Here is a 17,235-nt window from a genome sequence, read left to right on the forward strand (position 1 = left end):
CTAGCCGGTTTTTTATTGCCCGGCTACCCATTCTAAACGCATTATGCCAGCTTTCTTATCCCCCGAACTCGGCCTGATTTTCTGGCAACTGGTTATCTTCCTGCTGGTATTGTTCCTGCTGGCGAAGTTTGCCTGGAAGCCGATTCTGCTTGCTCTCAAAGAGCGCGAAGACAGCATCGAAGGCGCCCTGCGCATGGCCGACCAGGCCAAGATTGAAATGCAGCAGCTGAAAGCCGGCAACGAAAAGTTGCTGACCGAAGCCCGCCTCGAGCGCGACCGCATGATGCAGGAAGCCACCCAAATGGCCAACCAGCACCGCGAAGCCGAAAAGGCCCGCGCCACCGCCGAAGCCAACACCATCATCCAGCAAGCCCGCGAAGCCATCCAGCAGGAGAAAAACGCCGCCCTGGCCGAAGTGAAAAACACCGCCGCCAAGCTGTCGCTCGACATCGCCGAGCGCATCCTGCGCCGCGAACTGACCGACCCCGCCGCCCAAACGCAGCTGGTCGATTCTTACCTGAAAGACGTGAAACTGAATTAGTTTCTGTCATGCTGACGAAGGAAGCATCTTATCACCGCTGCTTTCGCCAGAATTAGTTACTACCCGAGCGGTGCAGGCGTGATAAGATGCTTCGCAAGCTCAGCATGACAACTACAACAACCAACCAATGGCTGACCAACGAGTAGCGGCCCGCTACGCCAAGTCGCTCCTCGACTTGGGCAAGGAGATGGGCACCCTGAGCGCAGTGAAAGAGGACATGGACCTGCTGAGCAAAACCATGGCCGAAAGCCGCGAGCTGCGCCTGCTGCTGCGCAACCCGATTGTGAAGCACGACAAGAAGCTGGCCATCCTGAACGCCATCTTCAAAGGCAAGGTGTCGGACATGACGCTGCGCTTCTTCACCATCCTGACCGAGAAAAACCGCGAGTCCGCCATCGAAGGCATCGGGCCCGAGTTTCTGGCGCAATACAACGTGATGCAAGGCGTGCAATCGGCGGAAGTAACGTCGGCAGCCCCGCTTACGGCTGTTGCCCGCCTCGAGATGCGCAAGCTGGTAACCCAGCAAACCGGTCTCACCGACGTGCAGCTCACCGAGAAGGTAGACCCGGAACTCATCGGCGGCTTCGTGCTGCGGGTGGGCGATAAGCAAATTGACGATTCCGTGCGGACCAGCCTTCGCAAGCTGCGCACGTCGCTGCAAGAAAATTCTTACCAACAAAAACTGTAGGGTGCGGGGCTTGCCCCCGCCCGGCCGATTGAACGACCCGGCAGAGCGTCGTTTATTTAATTACCGTCTCACGACGGGCGGGGGCGAGCCCCGCCCCTACAACCCAAACAAATGGCAGAAGTACGTCCGGATGAAGTCTCCGCAATCCTGCGGCAGCAACTGTCCAATTTCAAGTCGGAAGCCGAGCTGGAAGAAGTCGGCACCGTGTTGCAGGTCGGCGACGGCGTGGCCCGCATCTACGGTCTGAGCAAAGCCCAGGCCGGCGAACTGATTGAATTCGAGAACGGCCTGCAAGGCCTCGTGCTCAACCTGGAAGAAGACAACGTGGGTGCCGTAATGCTGGGCGACTACTCGGAAATCCGGGAAGGCGCCACGGTGAAGCGCACCAACAAAATCGCCTCTATCAAAGTAGGTGAGGGCATCGTAGGCCGCGTGGTAAACACGCTGGGCCAGCCCATCGACGGCCGCGGCCCCATCCAGGGCGAGCTGTACGAGATGCCCCTGGAGCGTAAGGCTCCCGGTGTAATTTTCCGTCAGCCCGTAACCGAGCCGATGCAAACCGGTATCAAGTCAATTGACGCGATGATTCCGATTGGCCGTGGCCAGCGCGAACTGATTATCGGTGACCGCCAGACCGGTAAGTCGGCCGTGGCCATCGATACCATCATCAACCAGCGCGAATTCTTCGAGGCTGGTCAGCCGGTGTTCTGCATCTACGTGGCCATCGGCCAGAAGGCTTCGACCGTGGCCCAGGTAGTGCAGGCCCTCACCAAGGGCGGCGCCATGGACTACACCGTGGTAGTGGCCGCTTCGGCTTCCGACCCGGCGCCGCTGCAGTTCTACGCCCCCTTCACGGGTGCTGCTATCGGTGAATTCTTCCGCGACACGGGTCGTCCGGCCCTCGTGGTTTATGACGACTTGTCGAAGCAGGCTGTGGCTTACCGCGAGGTGTCGCTGCTGCTCCGTCGTCCTCCGGGCCGCGAGGCTTACCCCGGCGACGTGTTCTACCTGCACAGCCGTTTGCTGGAGCGGGCCGCTAAAATCAACTCCTCGGACGAGATTGCGCGGAACATGAACGACCTGCCCGACAGCATCAAGCACTTGGTGAAAGGCGGCGGCTCGCTGACCGCGCTGCCCCTGATTGAGACGCAGGCTGGTGACGTATCGGCTTACATCCCGACCAACGTGATTTCGATTACGGACGGCCAGATTTTCCTCGAGACCAACCTGTTCAACTCGGGCGTGCGCCCGGCCATCAACGTGGGTATCTCGGTATCGCGCGTGGGTGGTAACGCCCAGATTAAGTCGATGAAGAAAGTGGCCGGTACGCTGAAACTCGACCAGGCCCAGTTCCGCGAGCTGGAAGCCTTCGCCAAGTTCGGCTCCGACCTCGACGCCTCGACCAAGCTCACCATCGAGCGCGGCCGTCGCAACCTCGAAATCCTGAAGCAGCCCCAGTACTCGCCCGTGAAGGTGGAGGACCAGGTGGCCATCATCTACGCCGCCACCAACGGCCTCCTCGACACCGTGCCCGTGAACCGCGTGCGTGAGTTCGAGAAGGAGTTCGGCCAGGTGATGAACTCGCGCTACCCCGACGTGCTGAAGGCCCTGAAAGCTGGCAAGCTGGAGGACGCCGGCACGAAGGCCATCCGCGAGGTAGCCAAGGACGTTTCGGCAAACTACGCAGCCAAGTAATTATCAATGAAGAATGAAGAATGAGGAATGAGGAATTGTCGCTGCCGTTTCTGGCGCAGCAATTCTTCAATCTTCATTCCTCATTCCTAATTCAATCTAAATGGCAAGCTTAAAAGAAGTCCGTAACCGCATTCAGTCGGTGACCAGCACGCAGCAGATTACCAAAGCCATGAAAATGGTGGCGGCGGCCAAACTGCGTCGGGCCCAGGACAACATCGTGCGGATGCGGCCCTACGCCCAGCGCCTGAATGCCATCCTGACCAACCTGACCCGCAACGCCGACGACGACATCGTGAGCGACTACGGCGTGGCCCGCGAGGTGCGCAAGGTGCTGGTGATTGCCATCACGTCGGACCGTGGTCTGGCGGGTGCCTTCAATACCAATGTGTTCAAGGGCGTGAATGCGGCCATTGCTTCGCGCTACAGCAACCTGCCGGCGGCCAACATCTCGGTGATGGCCATCGGCAAGAAGGCGCACGACTACTACGGCCGCCGCGGCCAGACGGTGGGCGACTACACCCACGTCTTCGCCAAGCTCTCGTTCGAGACAGTGCGCGAGGCTGCTGAGGTGGCCATGCAGGGCTTCCGCGACGGGCTGTACGATGAGGTGGTGATGGTCTACAACGAGTTCCGCAACGTGGCCACGCAGATTATCCGCACCGAGCAGCTGCTGCCGCTGGTGCAGACGGAGGCGCCCGCCACGGCCACGCCGCAGTCGAACGTGGACTACCTGTTCGAGCCCTCGAAAGAGGAAATCGTGCAGACGCTGATTCCGCAGTCCATCAAGATTCAGCTCTACAAAGCAGTGTTGGAAAGCAATGCCTCAGAGCACGGTGCCCGCATGACGGCCATGGACAAAGCCACCGACAACGCTGGTGAGCTGCTCAAGGCCCTCAAGCTGACCTACAACCGGACGCGTCAGGCGGCCATCACGACCGAGATTCTCGAAATCGTGGGCGGTGCCGAAGCGCTGGCGGCCGGCTAATAGCCGAATAGTTTACAAAGTAGAAAGGCCCGTTTCCGCAAGGAAGCGGGCCTTTTGATTGGCGGTATGCTGGAGTGCTGCGGAATACCAGCAACTCATAAAAGCGAGTCAGGCAACTGATGCAGGGCTGGGGATTGGCCGGAAGGGCCAGGCTTCAGGATTTACTTTCAGGATTCAGCACTCGGCACAAGCCTGGCCCTGCTCGTACCGTGCCGGCTGCTGCAACTATCCTTCGGGCAGAGAATTTTATTGAATAATAAGCAATGCATTATACATATTAAACATTTATTCTGACCTTTGACTTTTCATATGGTTCAGCTTAATTGGTATGATGCGTTTTTATTTTGTATTGATGGCTATGGGGCTGGCTTTGCTGGCAACTTCCCGGTCTGCAGTCGCCCAGTGCTCATCGTCAAGCACCTTGGTTACTCCTTTTGCTTCCAACAACACTGGCGGAGGCTGCCAGTTCGACGTGACAGCCACTAGCGCCATTACGGTTACTTCGTTTGATATCAATATGTTGAGTAGCGGTAGTTTCGAAATCTATACAAAGCCGGGCAGCTACGTTGGTTCCGAAAACACGGCGGCAGACTGGACGCGGATAGCCACGGTCAGCGGAGTGGTAGCGCAGGGGCTGAATGTGCCCACGCCCCTGCCCGTTACCCTGAGCGTGCCCATCGCGGCCGGGCAAACGGTCGCTTTCTACATCGCAACTCTCGGGGGAGGGAGTTTGCGCTACACCAACAACAGTGGCTATACCACCATTGCCACCAATGCCGACCTGAGTGTGCTGGGCGGCACGGGGCGCAGTGTCGGCGACGCGTTTGTGGTCAATGCGATTAGCAACCGTAGCATCAATTGCGTGGTGCACTACTACACGGGCCCGGGCCCGGTAATCACGGGCTTCAGCCCCAGCAGCGGGGTAGTGGGCACCACCGTGAATGTAACGGGCGCTAACCTGAACGGCGTGTCGGCGGTGCAGGTGGGTGGCGTGGCCGGAACCATCACGGGGCCACGCTCGCCATCGGGGTTCAGCTTCACGGTAGGCAGCAATACCATGAGCGGACCGTTGAGCCTGACCACGCCTGGCGGCACGGCCACCACGCCGTGTTCTTTTGCCGTGGTGCCGCAGGTAACCGGCCTGAGCCTGCCAGCTGAGCTGCCCGGCATGCCCATCACCATCGCAGGAGTCAGCTTTGCCAATAGCAGCACCGTAAGCTTTGGCGGCGTGCCGGCCACCAGCGTTACCTACAATTCGCCCACTTCACTCACGGCGGTGGTGCCGGCTGGGGCCCCCACCGGCAATAGCAGCGTGGTGGTGACATCGAACGGGCAAAGCAGTGGCAGTGCGCCGGCATTTACCGTGTTGGCCGTATATGCGGGTCCCGTCAGCTGCCTGGCGTCGGCCAGCTACACGGCGACGGGCAGTGGCAGCTGGCGCTACCTGCTTACGCCGGCCGGCGACGTGGTAGCTGCCCTGCAGGATACCCGTGCTGCCCTGGGCACCGTGACGGTGAGCCTGCAGGCGACCGGGAGTGCCGGGGCTGTGCGTGAGGACGGGCGCGGCCACAAATACCTCGACCGCAACTTTCGCGTCACGGCTACCAATCCCACCTTCACGGGCAGTACCCTGAATGTGCGCTTCTACGGCCTCGCCAGCGAGTTTGCCCGGCTGCAGGCCGCCGACCCGGCCGTGACCTACGCCAACCTGAAAGCTACCCAGTACAGCGGGCCCAATGAAGACTGCGACTTTGGCAACAACAGCTTTACCACGGGGCAATTTCGGGTGCTGGGCCTGGCTGCCAGCGCGCCCGCTGGCGTGAACTGGTTTGTGGCCCAGGCGGCCGTAGCTGACCACTTTTCTGAGTTTTACCTCACCGGAAGCGCCGCCCCACTGCCGGTCGAGCTGGTGAGCTTCACGGCCGAGGCCACTGGTCCGGCTACCGTGCGGCTGGCCTGGGCCACGGCTTCGGAGCAGAACAGTAAGGCTTTTGAAGTGGAGCGCAGTCTCAATGGCGAGACATTCGCGCGCATTGAGACGGTGCCTGCCGCCGGCCAGGGCCGCGCCCGCCGCTACGAGCTGCTGGACAACCAGCTTGCCGGCCCGCCAGGCCCCCAGGCGCGCCTCTACTACCGGCTGCGCCTGGTAGACGCCGACGGCACAACCGCGTATTCGCCAGTGCGGGTGGTGGCCCTAAGCCGCCAGCCCGGGGCGCTGATGTTGGCGCCTAACCCGGCCCGCGCCACCACCCTGGCCGGGGCCACACCCGGTGCCCCGGTGGAAGTATCCGACGCCTTGGGCCGCCTGGTGCTCTCGGCGACGGCCGATGCTGCCGGCACCGCTGCCCTGGCCCTGCCCGCTGGGTTGCCCGCGGGCGTGTATGTGGTTCGCAGCGGCACACAGGCAGTGCGTCTGGCGGTGGAGTAGCTGGGCTGAGAGCTTTCCGGAAAGGCTCCGCTGCCCGGCAGCGGAGCCTTTTTTGTGGGGTGGTCGATGGATTTTTGGAGGTGATGGCTGGGCCGACAGGCGCCATCCGGCCCCGAAAGGAGCTGACCAGCGGGGCGGTACCATGCAAGGAGCGGGGCCCGATTTGAGAGATTTGCGGCGCTATCGTACCTTTTCCAGATGAAGTCAACCTACCCTTCTACCAATAAGGCTGCCGGGCAACGTTCCTGTTGCGCAGTTCCCGGGGGCTGCCTGCTGCTGCTGGGGTTGCTGCCGATGCGGGCCGCCCTGGCGCAGTCGCCCACTATCATTGCGGCCGTGCCGGCGGCTAATGCGGTGGCGGTGCCCCGGTCGGCGGCGGTGCAGGCCACGTTCAGCCATCCGCTCACGGCTGCTTCGGCGGGGGCCTTGCGGGTGTTCAGCAGCCAGCGGGGCGGAATGCGGACCCGCACCCGGCCGGCGGCAGTGAGCGGCAATGCGCTCAGCTTTACTCCCTCCAACTATGATTTCCGGCCGGGCGAGAAGGTGACGTACACCATTAGCCGGCAGGCCGCCAGCAGCGGCGGCGCGTTGGTCAACGGGCGGGTGGTGCAGTTCACCACGGCAGTGAGCGGAACCGGCGTGGGCAGCTTCGTGGCGGGCCCCACCGTGAGCATGAGCAGCATCGGGAGCGTGGCCACCGGCGACGTGGACGGCGACGGCGACCTCGACCTGCTGCTGGTGAATACCACGGGCAGCGCTGTGAACCGGCTGCTGAACGGCAGCGATGCCACCGGCTCCAATACCGGCACCTTTGGCAGCGCGCAGGCAATAGCCGTGGCGGGCGGGCCCATGGGCGTGGCCCTGGCTGACGTGGACGGCGACGGCGACCTGGACCTGCTCACGGCAAATTCCAACAGCACCAGCAGCCTGAGCGTGTGCCTGAATGGCGGCAATGCCACCGGCTCCAACACGGGCACTTTTGGCAGCCCGCAGAACATCGGGCTGGGCAGCACGCCCCAGGGCCTGGCGGTGGGCGACGTGGACGGCGACGGCGACCAGGACGTGGTGACCGTCAGCCAGTACGGCAACGCGGTGAGCGTGCGCCTGAACGGCGGCGATGCCACCGGCTCCAATACCGGCACCTTCAGCAATGGCAGCAACCTGACGGTGGGCAACAACCCCTCGCGCGTGGCCTTGGGCGACGTGGACAACGATGGCGACCTGGACCTGCTGGTGGCGAACTACGGCAACAGCCCCATTGCCATACTACTGAACGGCGGCGATGCCACCGGCTCCAACACCGGCACCTTCAGCAATGGCGGCGGCGTGGTGGGCAGCAGCTACTGCTACGGCCTGGCCCTGGGCGACATCGACGGCGACGGCGACCTAGATATAATTGTGGGCGGAGGCGGCAACAACATCATCATCTTCCGCAATGGCGGCGATGCCACCGGCAGCGCTACCGGCATCTTCAGCAATACCCAGGCCGTGACCACCGCCTCGGCAACCGGAACGCTCACGATGGGCGACGTTGATGCCGATGGCGACTTGGATGTGGTGATTACCAGCACCAACCGGACTTACCTGACGGTGGCGCTGAACGGCAGCGATGCCTCCGGCTCCAATACGGGCGTGTTCGGGGGGCTGCAGTTTTGCACCGTGGCGGGCGTGCCCAGCGACGTGGTGCTGGGCGACCTGGACGGCGACGGCGACCTGGACGCACTGTCGGCCCAGTATAATAACAGTGCGGCCAGCGTGAGCCTGAACGGCGGCAGCGGGCCACTGGCTACCGCGTCTGCGGCTACTGCAGGCACGGTCCTGCAGGCTTACCCCAACCCTGCCCGCTCGGCCGTGGCGGTAGCGGGAGCGGAGCCCGGCGTGCAGATTGTCGTGCTCGATGCCCTGAGCCGCCCGGTGCTGGCGACCCGGGCCGATGCGGCCGGGGCGGCGGCGCTGGTGCTGCCGGCCGGGCTGCGGCCGGGCCTGTACCTGGTGCGGGCCGGGGCGCAGGTGCAGCGCCTCGTGGTGGAGTAGAAAGAGGCGGCTGAGTTAGCGGGCCTTGCGCGGCTGCGGCGCTTCGGGCTGGGCGGCCAGCAGCGTCAGCAGCCGGGCGGGGGTGAGCTCGGTAAAGTCGTTGATGACCGTGAGCGGGGCCTGAAAGTCCTTTGCTTTGAGTGTAGTGGCCACGGCCACGCAGCGCATGCCGGCGCGGTAGGCGGCCTGCTCGCCCAGCACGGCGTCTTCGAAGACGATGCAGCTTTCGGGCCTGGCGCCCAGCCGGGCGGCGGTGAGGCGGTACGTGTCGGGGTGGGGCTTGCCCCTGGGCACATCGTCTTTGCCGATGACGACATCGAAGTAGCGGCGCAGGTCGAGGTGGTCGAGTAGGTAGCGGAGGGTGGCCCCGCCCGAGCCGGTGCCGAGGCCGATTGGGAAGCCCTCGACCCGCGCTGCCTGCAGAAAAGCCGTGAGGCCGGGCAGGGCTTGGCGCTTGCTCCAGTACAGTACCCGGTACAGCAGCTCGCGCTGCTCGGCGTAGATTGCCAGCTGCTTGGGGGGAATGGGGTGGCGGAATACGCTTTGGATGATTTCATCGGCCGGCATGCCATTGAGGCGTTTGAGCAGCTGGCGGGCGTTGGTGCTCAGGCCGAGGTCGCGGAAGAGGAGCTGGAAGGCACGGGCCTGCACGGGCGTGTTGTCGACGAGGACGCCGTCCATGTCGAAGATGAGGGCTGGTTTCATGGCAAGGGAAGCAAAGGGGCGCGCTGGTGGCCAGCGCCGCATGACCTTATGGTTAAGGCATAATCTCCAACCTGCGGGCTGGGTATCTTTGCGCTTTGTGTAGCCTTACCCGTTTTCGCTTGAAAAAGATATTGCCCTTCGCGCTGGCCGCTCTGCTAGCTGCTCCTGCCCTGGCCCAGAAAACATCCGATGTCCTGCCGCGGCCCAGGCTGGTGGTGGGCATCATCGTGGACCAGATGCGCTACGACTACCTGTACCGCTACTGGAGCAAGTACCCGGCCGGCGGCTTCAAGCGGCTGCTGGGCGAGGGCTTCAGCTACGAAAGCTGCCACTACAACTACGTGCCCACCTACACCGGCCCCGGCCACGCCAGCGTGTACACGGGCACCACGCCGGCGGGGCACGGCATCATCGGCAACAACTGGTGGGTGCGCGAGGAAGGCCGCCAGACCTACGTGACCGAGGATAAAACCGTGAAAGCCGTGGGCGGCACCGAAGCCGCCGGCCAGATGTCGCCGCGCCACATGCTCAGCACCACCATCACCGACGAGCTGCGGCTGGCCACGAATTTCCAGGCCAAAACCATTGGCGTGAGCATGAAGGACCGGGGCAGCATTCTGCCGGCCGGGCACTCGGCCACGGCCGCCTACTGGTACGATGGCACCAACGGGGCCTTCATCAGCAGCACGTTTTACCAGAATGCCCTGCCCGACTGGGTGAGCCGCTTCAACGCCGCCGGCCACGCCGCCGGGTACCTGGCCAAGCCCTGGAACACGCTGCTGCCCCTGGCCGACTACACCGAGAGCAGCCCCGACGACGTGGCCTGGGAAGCGGCCTTCAAAGGTGAGGCCCGGCCCGTGTTTCCGCACGACCTGCCGGTGCTGGCGGCCGGCGCGCCCGCGTCGGTGCAGCCGGTGCTCAAAAATTCCGGCGACGGCAAAAATCCCCAGCCGCCCACCCAGAACCTCGACCTCATCCGGAGCACGCCCTTCGGCAACAGCCTGACCACGGATTTTGCCCTCGAAATTCTGAATCAGGAGAAGATGGGCCAGCGCAACATCACCGATTTTCTGGCCCTGAGCTACAGCAGCACCGACTACGTGGGCCACCAGTTCGGTCCCAACTCCATTGAGGCCGAAGACACCTACCTGCGCCTCGACCGCGAGCTGGCCCGCTTGTTTGAGGCGCTGGACAAGCAGGTGGGCAAGGGCCAGGCCCTCGTTTTCCTCACCGCCGACCACGCCGCCGCGCACGCCGTGGGCTTCTCCAACGCCCACCGGCTGCCCGGCGGCGGCGTGGGCCCGGCCGTGATGCGCGACTCGGTGCAGCGCGCCCTCACCCGGCAGTACGGCGCGGGCCAGTGGGTGCTGAGCTACGAAAACCAGCAGGTGTACCTCAACCGCCAGCTGCTGAAAAAGAAAAACATCGACCTCGGCAAAGCCCAGCAGGACGTGGCCGCCGCGCTGCTCACCCTGCCCGGCGTCACGCAGTCGCTCACGGCCCTCGACCTGCAGCGCGCCCACTGGAGCGAGGGCCTGGGCATGTACCAGGAAAACGGCTTCTACGCCCCGCGCTCCGGCGATGTGCTCACGGTGCTGGCCCCCAGCTGGCTCGAAGCCTACGGCTTTCCGGTGGTGAAGGGCACCACCCACGGCTCGGCCGGGGCCTACGACACGCACGTGCCGCTGCTGTTCTGGGGCTGGGGCGTGAAGCACGGCGAGTCGTCGGCGCCCGCTCGCATCGTGGACATTGCCCCCACCATTGCCCAGTTTCTGCACATTCAGGAGCCCAGCGGCTGCTCGGGCGTGCCGCTGCGCGAGGTGCTGGGCCGGTAAGCTGTGGCGCGGATGCTGCGAATCTGTGCCACATTTTATTAACAAACTCCCTTATCCGCTTGTAATTTTGACATCTCCAGCCGCCAGGTCGGCGACTGTTTTTTTACGCTATGACCCATTTCAACCCCTGGCACGACGTGTCGCGCGGCGACGAAACCCCGACCGTCGTTCAATCCATCATCGAAATCCCCAAAGGCAGCAAAGGCAAGTACGAGCTCGACAAAGACAGCGGCCTGCTGAAGCTCGACCGCGTGCTGTTTTCGGCCGTGCACTACCCCGCCGCCTACGGCTTCATTCCCCAGACGTACTGCGACGACAAGGACCCCCTCGATATTCTGGTGCTCTGCTCGGTCGACATCGTGCCCATGTGCCTCGTGGAGGCCAAGGTTATCGGCGTGATGCAGATGGTGGACCAGGACGAGGAAGATGACAAAATCATCGCCGTGGCTGCCCACGACATTTCGGTGAACCACTACAACGACATCTCCGACCTGCCGCCCCACACGCTGCTCGAAATGCAGCGCTTTTTTGAGGACTACAAAGCCCTCGAGCACAACAAGCACGTGACCGTGGAGCGCTTCATGGGCCGCGAAGATGCCTACCGCATCATCAACGACAGCATCAAGCTCTACGAAGAAACCTTCGGCGACCGCAAGGCCTAGCCGGCTTCATCGTTTGCCAAAAGGCGAAGCCGCCCCGATTAAAGGGGGCGGCTTCGCCTTTTTTGTGTTTGGGGCTGAAAGCTGGCGGCCGGGCTGTTTTACCTTCGTTTGTGGTTTCGCTGTCGCCTTCCTCCGTTCCAATGGCCAGCCCTTCCGGGGCCCGGCGCGCGCTCGATGCCGTGCTGTATAGCAGCGTGTGGCTGGCCGGCGCGGCGGCGGCCCAAACGGCCGCCACGTTCCGGCGCTGGCCGGCGGCCGGGGTAAATTTCCGGGTGGTGGCGCTGGTATTTGCCGCTACGCTGCTGGTGTATAACCTCGACGCCGTGCTGCCCTTCAAGCACGGGCAGCCGGCCGGCGCCTCGGGCCGCAAGGCCTGGCAGCAGCGGCACCGGCGGGCGCTGGCCCTGCTGGCGGGCGCGGCGGCGCTGGGGCTGGGCTACTACTTTCTGGCCGACGGCTGGTGGCGCTACCTGCCCGCGCTGCTGCCGCTGGCGGCGCTGGCGCTGCTGTATTCGTGGCCGCTGGGCCGCTGGCGCGGACGGCCCCGGGCCCTGCGCGAGGTGCCGCTGCTCAAGATATTTCTGATTGCGGGGGTGTGGTCGGCCATCACGGTGGGGCTGCCCACGCTGGCCCTGCACCGCCCGCTGGCCGAAGCGGCGGGCCTGCTGGCGCAGCGCTTCTGCCTGGTGCTGGCCCTGGCCATCGTGTTCGATATCCGCGACCTGAGCCGCGACCGGGCCGCCGGCACCCGCACCTTTCCGGTGGTGCTGGGCCTGGCCGGGGCCAAAGCCGTGGCGCTGGCCTTCCTGGCCGGCGCCATGCTGCTGGGCTTCGAGCGGGGCGTGCCGCCGCTGGGGCTGGGGCTCACGGCGCTGGCGGCGGCCACGGTTATTGTGCTGGCCGATGAGCGGCGGAGCGATTACTTCTTCGCCCTCTGGGCCGATGGGGTGCTGCTGGTGCCGGCGGTGCTGTATTTCGTGGTGGGGTAGGGGCCGGCTACTCCCATTCCCTCAGGGCCGGGCCGAGGTGGCGCACGATGTCGCCGGCCACCAGACCGGCCTTTCCGGTATGCTCGGCGGCCAGGTCGCCGGCCCGGCCGTGGGCATACACCCCCAGCCGCACCGCCTCAAACGGCAGGAGCTGGGCGTGGGCGCGCAGGGCCAGCAGCACGCCCGTGAGCACGTCGCCGCTGCCGCCGGTGGCCATGCCGGGGTTGCCGGTGCTGTTGAAGTGCAGCTCGCCCTCGGGGGTGGCCAGGCAGGTGCAGGCCCCTTTCAGCACCACCAGGCAGCGGTGCTGCACGGCAAAGTCGCGCAGCAGCTCCAGGCGGTGGTAGTCGTCGCGGGCCGGCTCGGTGAGGCGCTCAAACTCCTTGGGGTGGGGCGTGAGCACGGTGTTTTCGGGCAGCAGCTTCAGCAGCTCGCGGTGCTGGCCCAGCAGGTTCAGCGCGTCGGCATCGATGACGAGAGGCAGCGGCCGGCCGGTTTTGGGAGTAGGTTTGGCGGCTTCCTTCAGCAGCTGGCGCAGCACGGCCAGGCTGGCCGCTTCCTGCCCCAGGCCGGGGCCGATGCCGGCGGCCTGGTAGCCCTCCAGCTTCGGCAGCTCGCTGATGAAGTCGGCTTTGGCATCGGTGAGGCACATGGCTTCGGGCTGGCTGGTCTGGAAGATGTCGTAGCCGCAGCCGGGAATGTGCGCCGTGAGCAGCCCCACGCCGGTGCGCAGGCAGGCCCCGGCCGCGAGCACGGCCGCGCCCATCTTGCCCCGGCTGCCGGCCAGCAGCAGCGCGTGCCCGAAGGTGCCCTTGTGGCTGAACTTGGGCCGCGTCGGCAGCGCCCCGGCCACGGCGGCGGCATTGGTGTAGTGCCAGGGCGTGGCCGTATCGGCAATGAATTTCTGGCTGAGGCCGATGTCCTCGATGCACCATTCGCCCATGTAAGCCGCATTCTGCGGCAGCAGGAAAGCCAGCTTGGGCAGGCCGAAGCTCACCGTGTGCCAGGCGCGCACCACGGCGCTGTCGGCGGGCTGGGGCTGGTCGGCAAAGAGGCCGCTGGGGATGTCGATGGCCACCACCCGCGCGCCCGCCTGGTTGAGGTGCGCCACCACGGTGGCCGCCAGCCCGGCCAGCGGCCGGCTGAGGCCGGTGCCAAACAAGGCATCCACGACGAGTTGGCCGGGGGCAATGGCGGGCAACTTCTTGGCGGTGATTTCGCTGGACGGCACGGCCTTGGGCAGGTGCTGGCGGTTGTGCTGCCAGTCGGCCGAGTGGCGGGTGGCGGGCAGCAGGGCCACGCGCACCCGGTAGCCGCGCTGCAGCAGCAGGCGGGCCACGGCCAGGCCGTCGCCGCCGTTGTTGCCCGGCCCGCACAGGATGAGAATTTCGCCGGCATCGGCCGAGCTGTACCGGCTCGAAAGCCAGGCGGCGAAGGTGCTGGCGGCGCGCTCCATGAGCTCGACTGAAATGAGGCGCTGCTCGGTTTGGGTGGCTTGGTCGAGGTCGCGGGTTTGGGCGGCGGAAAGGATTTTCATAGCGGAGGGTGAAAGGACGGCGAACTACTTTTGAGGATGCAAGAAACAGCCCGCGTCTTCATTATTCCCGGCCTTGGCAGCTCCGGCCCCGGCCATTGGCAAACCTGGCTCGAAGGTATCCATCCGGAATTCAGGCGAATAGAGCAGCGCGAATGGGACGCGCCCGACCGCGCCGAGTGGGTGGAGCGCATCGAGCAAGCCCTGGTCGGCGAAGACCTGAGCCGCGTGGTGCTGGTGGCCCACAGCCTGGGCTGTGCCACCGTTGCTCACTGGGCCGGGCAGTACGGCCACCGCATCAAAGGGGCGCTGCTGGTGGCCCCCAGCGATGTGGAAACGGCCCATTACGCCGCCTTTCCCACCACCGGCTTTGCGCCCATGCCGCTGGCCCGGCTGCCTTTCCCCAGCAAGCTGGTGATGAGCCGGAACGACGAATGGACAACGCCCGCCCGCGCCCGGCAGTTTGCCGACGCCTGGGGCAGCAAGCTGGTCGACGTTGGCGCAGCCGGGCACATCAACACGGCCAGCGGCCACGGGCCCTGGCCGGCGGGGCTGGAATTGCTGCGCGGGTGGCGGTAAGGAAAAGCACGTTTCAGCGTCTAATCAAGAAGCGTGGGCAAACCTCCGGTGCACGGCTGCGTTTACCAATAAGCCCCCCGCTTCTACTTTCTTAATTACCCGATATGCAAACCTGGAACGACGTTATCCGCCTCGCCAACCATCCCATTCCCTCGCCCCGCCGGGTAGAGAAAACGCCCGCCGAGTGGCGCGCCCAGCTCACGCCCGAGCAGTTTCACGTCACCCGCGAGCACGGCACCGAGCGCGCCTTCACCGGCGAGTACTGCGAAGCCCACGAGGCCGGCCTCTACGCCTGCGTGTGCTGCGGCACCCCGCTCTACGACTCGCGCACGAAGTTCGAGTCGGGCACCGGCTGGCCCTCGTTCACGCAGCCCGTCGATGAAAGCGCCATTCGCTACAAGAAAGACACCAGCTACGGCATGGTGCGCGTGGAAGTGCTCTGCAACGTGTGCGACGCCCACCAGGGCCACGTTTTCCCCGATGGGCCCGCGCCCAGCGGCCTGCGCCTGTGCATCAACTCGGCCAGCATCAAGCTGGTAACGGAGGCCGAAAAGCAACCCACGTCGGCGGCCTAATATTCAGCGGCTTCGCGTAGTTTAGGGCTTGATTGGCAGGGTGCCGGTCAAGCCCTTTTTCTTGCCGCCCCCCCCCATGACGCGCGAAGCCTTCGTTGCCCGCCTCGAACAACTCCAGCCGCTGGCCATGGCCAACCCGCGCGCCTACCGCTGGCGGGTGCAGGCCTGGGCCCTGCTTGGCTACGGCTTCATTCTGCTGCTGCTGCTGGGCACGGTGGGCGCTTTGGGCGTGGTGGCCGTGCTGCTGACCTCGGTAGCCGCCGTGGTACTGATACTGAAAGTAGGGCTGGCGCTGGGCGTTTTCGCCTGGAAAGTCATCCGCTCGCTGTGGGTGAGGTTCGACCCGCCCAAAGGCCGCGTCCTCGTGCCTGCCGAGGCCGCCCCCCTCTTTGGCCTGCTCGCGGAGCAGGCCCGGGCGCTGGCCGCCCCGCCGGTACACCGCGTGCTGCTCACTGCCGATTTCAACGCATCGATTGTGCAGCTGCCCCGCCTGGGCGTGCTGGGCTGGCCCCGCAACTACCTGATGGTGGGCCTGCCGCTGCTGCAGGCCCTGAGCCCCGAGCAGGCCGCGGCCGTGGTGGCGCACGAGCTGGGCCACCTGCGCGGGGGGCACGGCCGGTTCGGCGCCTGGGTGTACTGCGTGGGCCAGTCCTGGGAGCAGCTGCTGGCCCAGCTGGAGCGCAACGGCCGGGGCACCTGGCTGAGTAAGTTTGCCTATTGGTACGTGCCGCGCTTCAACGCGTGGTCGCACCCGCTGAGGCGCACTGCCGAGTTTGAGGCCGATGCCGCCGCCGGCCGCGTCACCAGCCCGCAGGCGCTGGCCCAGGCCCTGTGCGCCCTGGAAGTGCGCAATCAGACCATCGATAAGCTGCACTGGGATGCGCTCACGGCCGGCATGGCCACGCAGCCCCGGCCGCCCGCCGATGCCATCAGCCGCCTGCTGCCGCTGGCCAAAAGTGCCCGCCTCGATGAAGAAGCGGAGGACCGGTGTCTGCAGGCTGCCCTGGCGGCCGACCCCGACGTGCTGGACACCCACCCCGTCTTGCGGGAGCGGCTCACGGCGCTGGGCCAGGCCGCCGTGGTGCCCGCCCCGCCGGCCACCACGGCGGCCGAAGCGTGGTTTGGCCCCGGCCTGCCGGCCCTGGCCGTCGAGCTTGATGCGGCCTGGGCCAAAGAGCGGGAAGGCTTCTGGCAGGAGCGGCACCAGTTGCTGAGCGCCCAGCGTCAGCGCCTGCGTACCCTGGCCGACCGCCTCGCCGCCGGCCAGGCCCTCACCCCCGACGAAGCCTGGGAGCACGCCGACCTTACCGAAGACCACGCCAGCCCCGCCGAGGCCCTGCCGCTGTTCCGGGCCTTGTTTGGCGATGCCGCGCATGGCCTGAAGGCCCGGTTTGCCGTGGGCCGCATCCGGCTCATGCAGGACGACCCTGCCGGGCTGGCGCTGCTGGAAGAAGTGATGGACCGCTCGCCCGCTACCCGCACCGCCGCGCTGGCCCTGGCTCAGGCCTACCACCAGCGCCGGGGCAACAAGGCCGAAGTGCGCCGCCTGCAAGCCGAGGTTCTGCGCTACGCCGACTTCGACGACCAGGCCCGGGCCGAGCGCAGCATCATCCGCGCCACCGACCGTTTTCTGCCCCACGGCCTGCCCGCCGCGCCCCTGGCGGCCCTGCAAACCCGGCTGGCAGCGGGCCCCGCCCCCGTGCGCCGCGCCTGGCTGCTGCGCAAGCACCTCACGCTGTTTGCCGAGCAGCCGCTCTTTGTGCTGATAGTGGAGCTGCAAGTGCCCACGGGGCGGCGGCCGCCCGAGTCTGTGGGCGCGGCCCAGCTTGAGCAGCTGGCCCGGGAGCTGACGCTGCCGGGCGAATGCGTAGTGGTGTCGCTGAACGCCAACGGCTGGTTTGCCAACCTTATCCGCCAGCTGCCGGCCAGCCTCGTTTATACCACGCTGCCCGGCTGAGGCGGCCGCCGGTAGTGCACCACGTAGC

Annotated in this window: 14 protein-coding genes; 12 read left to right on the plus strand and 2 right to left on the minus strand. The window is 65.5% G+C overall.

Annotation, left to right across the window (positions count from 1 at the left end; all coding sequences use genetic code 11):
- Positions 1 to 43: 43 nt before the first annotated feature.
- The 6 genes from ACYVHT_RS05410 to ACYVHT_RS05435 all read left to right on the plus strand — a co-directional run bounded on the left by ACYVHT_RS05410 (position 44) and on the right by ACYVHT_RS05435 (position 8,371).
- Entirely contained in the window at positions 44 to 541 is a 498-nt protein-coding gene (locus tag ACYVHT_RS05410) for a F0F1 ATP synthase subunit B (protein WP_241936769.1), read from the plus strand.
- 127 nt (positions 542 to 668) lie between these two features.
- The gene (gene atpH, locus ACYVHT_RS05415; RefSeq protein WP_241936770.1) at positions 669 to 1,229 is read left to right on the plus strand and encodes an ATP synthase F1 subunit delta; all 561 of its coding nucleotides are present in this window, start codon (positions 669 to 671) and stop codon (positions 1,227 to 1,229) included.
- Positions 1,230 to 1,340: 111 nt separating this feature from the next.
- Positions 1,341 to 2,924 (plus strand): F0F1 ATP synthase subunit alpha, encoded by a 1,584-nt coding sequence (gene atpA / locus ACYVHT_RS05420; RefSeq protein ID WP_460548760.1) that lies wholly within the window; start codon positions 1,341 to 1,343, stop codon positions 2,922 to 2,924.
- Between the two features lie 100 nt (positions 2,925 to 3,024).
- Positions 3,025 to 3,909 carry a F0F1 ATP synthase subunit gamma gene (atpG, locus tag ACYVHT_RS05425; protein ID WP_460548762.1) on the plus strand — a complete coding sequence of 295 codons (885 nt, stop codon included), beginning with the start codon at positions 3,025 to 3,027 and terminating at the stop codon, positions 3,907 to 3,909.
- Between the two features lie 421 nt (positions 3,910 to 4,330).
- Positions 4,331 to 6,337, plus strand: coding sequence for an IPT/TIG domain-containing protein (locus tag ACYVHT_RS05430; RefSeq protein ID WP_460548764.1), 2,007 nt, complete (start codon positions 4,331 to 4,333; stop codon positions 6,335 to 6,337).
- Between the two features lie 198 nt (positions 6,338 to 6,535).
- Entirely contained in the window at positions 6,536 to 8,371 is a 1,836-nt protein-coding gene (locus ACYVHT_RS05435) for an FG-GAP-like repeat-containing protein (protein WP_460548766.1), read from the plus strand.
- Between the two features lie 15 nt (positions 8,372 to 8,386).
- Here the strand turns inward: ACYVHT_RS05435 and ACYVHT_RS05440 are convergent, their stop codons facing one another.
- Entirely contained in the window at positions 8,387 to 9,076 is a 690-nt protein-coding gene (locus ACYVHT_RS05440) for an HAD family hydrolase (RefSeq protein WP_460548768.1), read from the minus strand.
- A gap of 119 nt (positions 9,077 to 9,195) precedes the next feature.
- Here ACYVHT_RS05440 and pafA point away from each other — a divergent pair, with 119 nt between their 5' ends.
- The 3 genes from pafA to ACYVHT_RS05455 all read left to right on the plus strand — a co-directional run bounded on the left by pafA (position 9,196) and on the right by ACYVHT_RS05455 (position 12,562).
- On the plus strand, positions 9,196 to 10,911 hold the full coding sequence (gene pafA / locus ACYVHT_RS05445) for an alkaline phosphatase PafA (protein WP_460548770.1): 1,716 nt from the start codon (positions 9,196 to 9,198) through the stop codon (positions 10,909 to 10,911).
- Positions 10,912 to 11,021: 110 nt separating this feature from the next.
- On the plus strand, positions 11,022 to 11,573 hold the full coding sequence (locus ACYVHT_RS05450; RefSeq protein ID WP_460548772.1) for an inorganic diphosphatase: 552 nt from the start codon (positions 11,022 to 11,024) through the stop codon (positions 11,571 to 11,573).
- 140 nt (positions 11,574 to 11,713) lie between these two features.
- The gene (locus ACYVHT_RS05455) at positions 11,714 to 12,562 is read left to right on the plus strand and encodes a UbiA prenyltransferase family protein (protein WP_460548774.1); all 849 of its coding nucleotides are present in this window, start codon (positions 11,714 to 11,716) and stop codon (positions 12,560 to 12,562) included.
- Between the two features lie 7 nt (positions 12,563 to 12,569).
- On the opposite strand, the gene ACYVHT_RS05460 is transcribed toward ACYVHT_RS05455, so the two are convergent.
- Positions 12,570 to 14,099 (minus strand): bifunctional ADP-dependent NAD(P)H-hydrate dehydratase/NAD(P)H-hydrate epimerase, encoded by a 1,530-nt coding sequence (locus ACYVHT_RS05460; RefSeq protein WP_460548776.1) that lies wholly within the window; start codon positions 14,097 to 14,099, stop codon positions 12,570 to 12,572.
- A gap of 36 nt (positions 14,100 to 14,135) precedes the next feature.
- Between ACYVHT_RS05460 and ACYVHT_RS05465 the strand changes: the two genes are divergently transcribed.
- The 3 genes from ACYVHT_RS05465 (at position 14,136) to ACYVHT_RS05475 (ending at position 17,207) form a co-directional block, all read left to right on the plus strand.
- Complete coding sequence (locus ACYVHT_RS05465; protein WP_460548778.1) at positions 14,136 to 14,675, plus strand: RBBP9/YdeN family alpha/beta hydrolase; 540 nt, start codon at positions 14,136 to 14,138, stop codon at positions 14,673 to 14,675.
- 104 nt (positions 14,676 to 14,779) lie between these two features.
- Entirely contained in the window at positions 14,780 to 15,250 is a 471-nt protein-coding gene (gene msrB, locus ACYVHT_RS05470) for a peptide-methionine (R)-S-oxide reductase (RefSeq protein WP_460548780.1), read from the plus strand.
- Positions 15,251 to 15,326: 76 nt separating this feature from the next.
- Complete coding sequence (locus ACYVHT_RS05475; RefSeq protein ID WP_460548782.1) at positions 15,327 to 17,207, plus strand: M48 family metalloprotease; 1,881 nt, start codon at positions 15,327 to 15,329, stop codon at positions 17,205 to 17,207.
- The last annotated feature ends 28 nt before the right edge of the window (positions 17,208 to 17,235 follow it).

Source organism: Hymenobacter daeguensis (assembly GCF_054780555.1).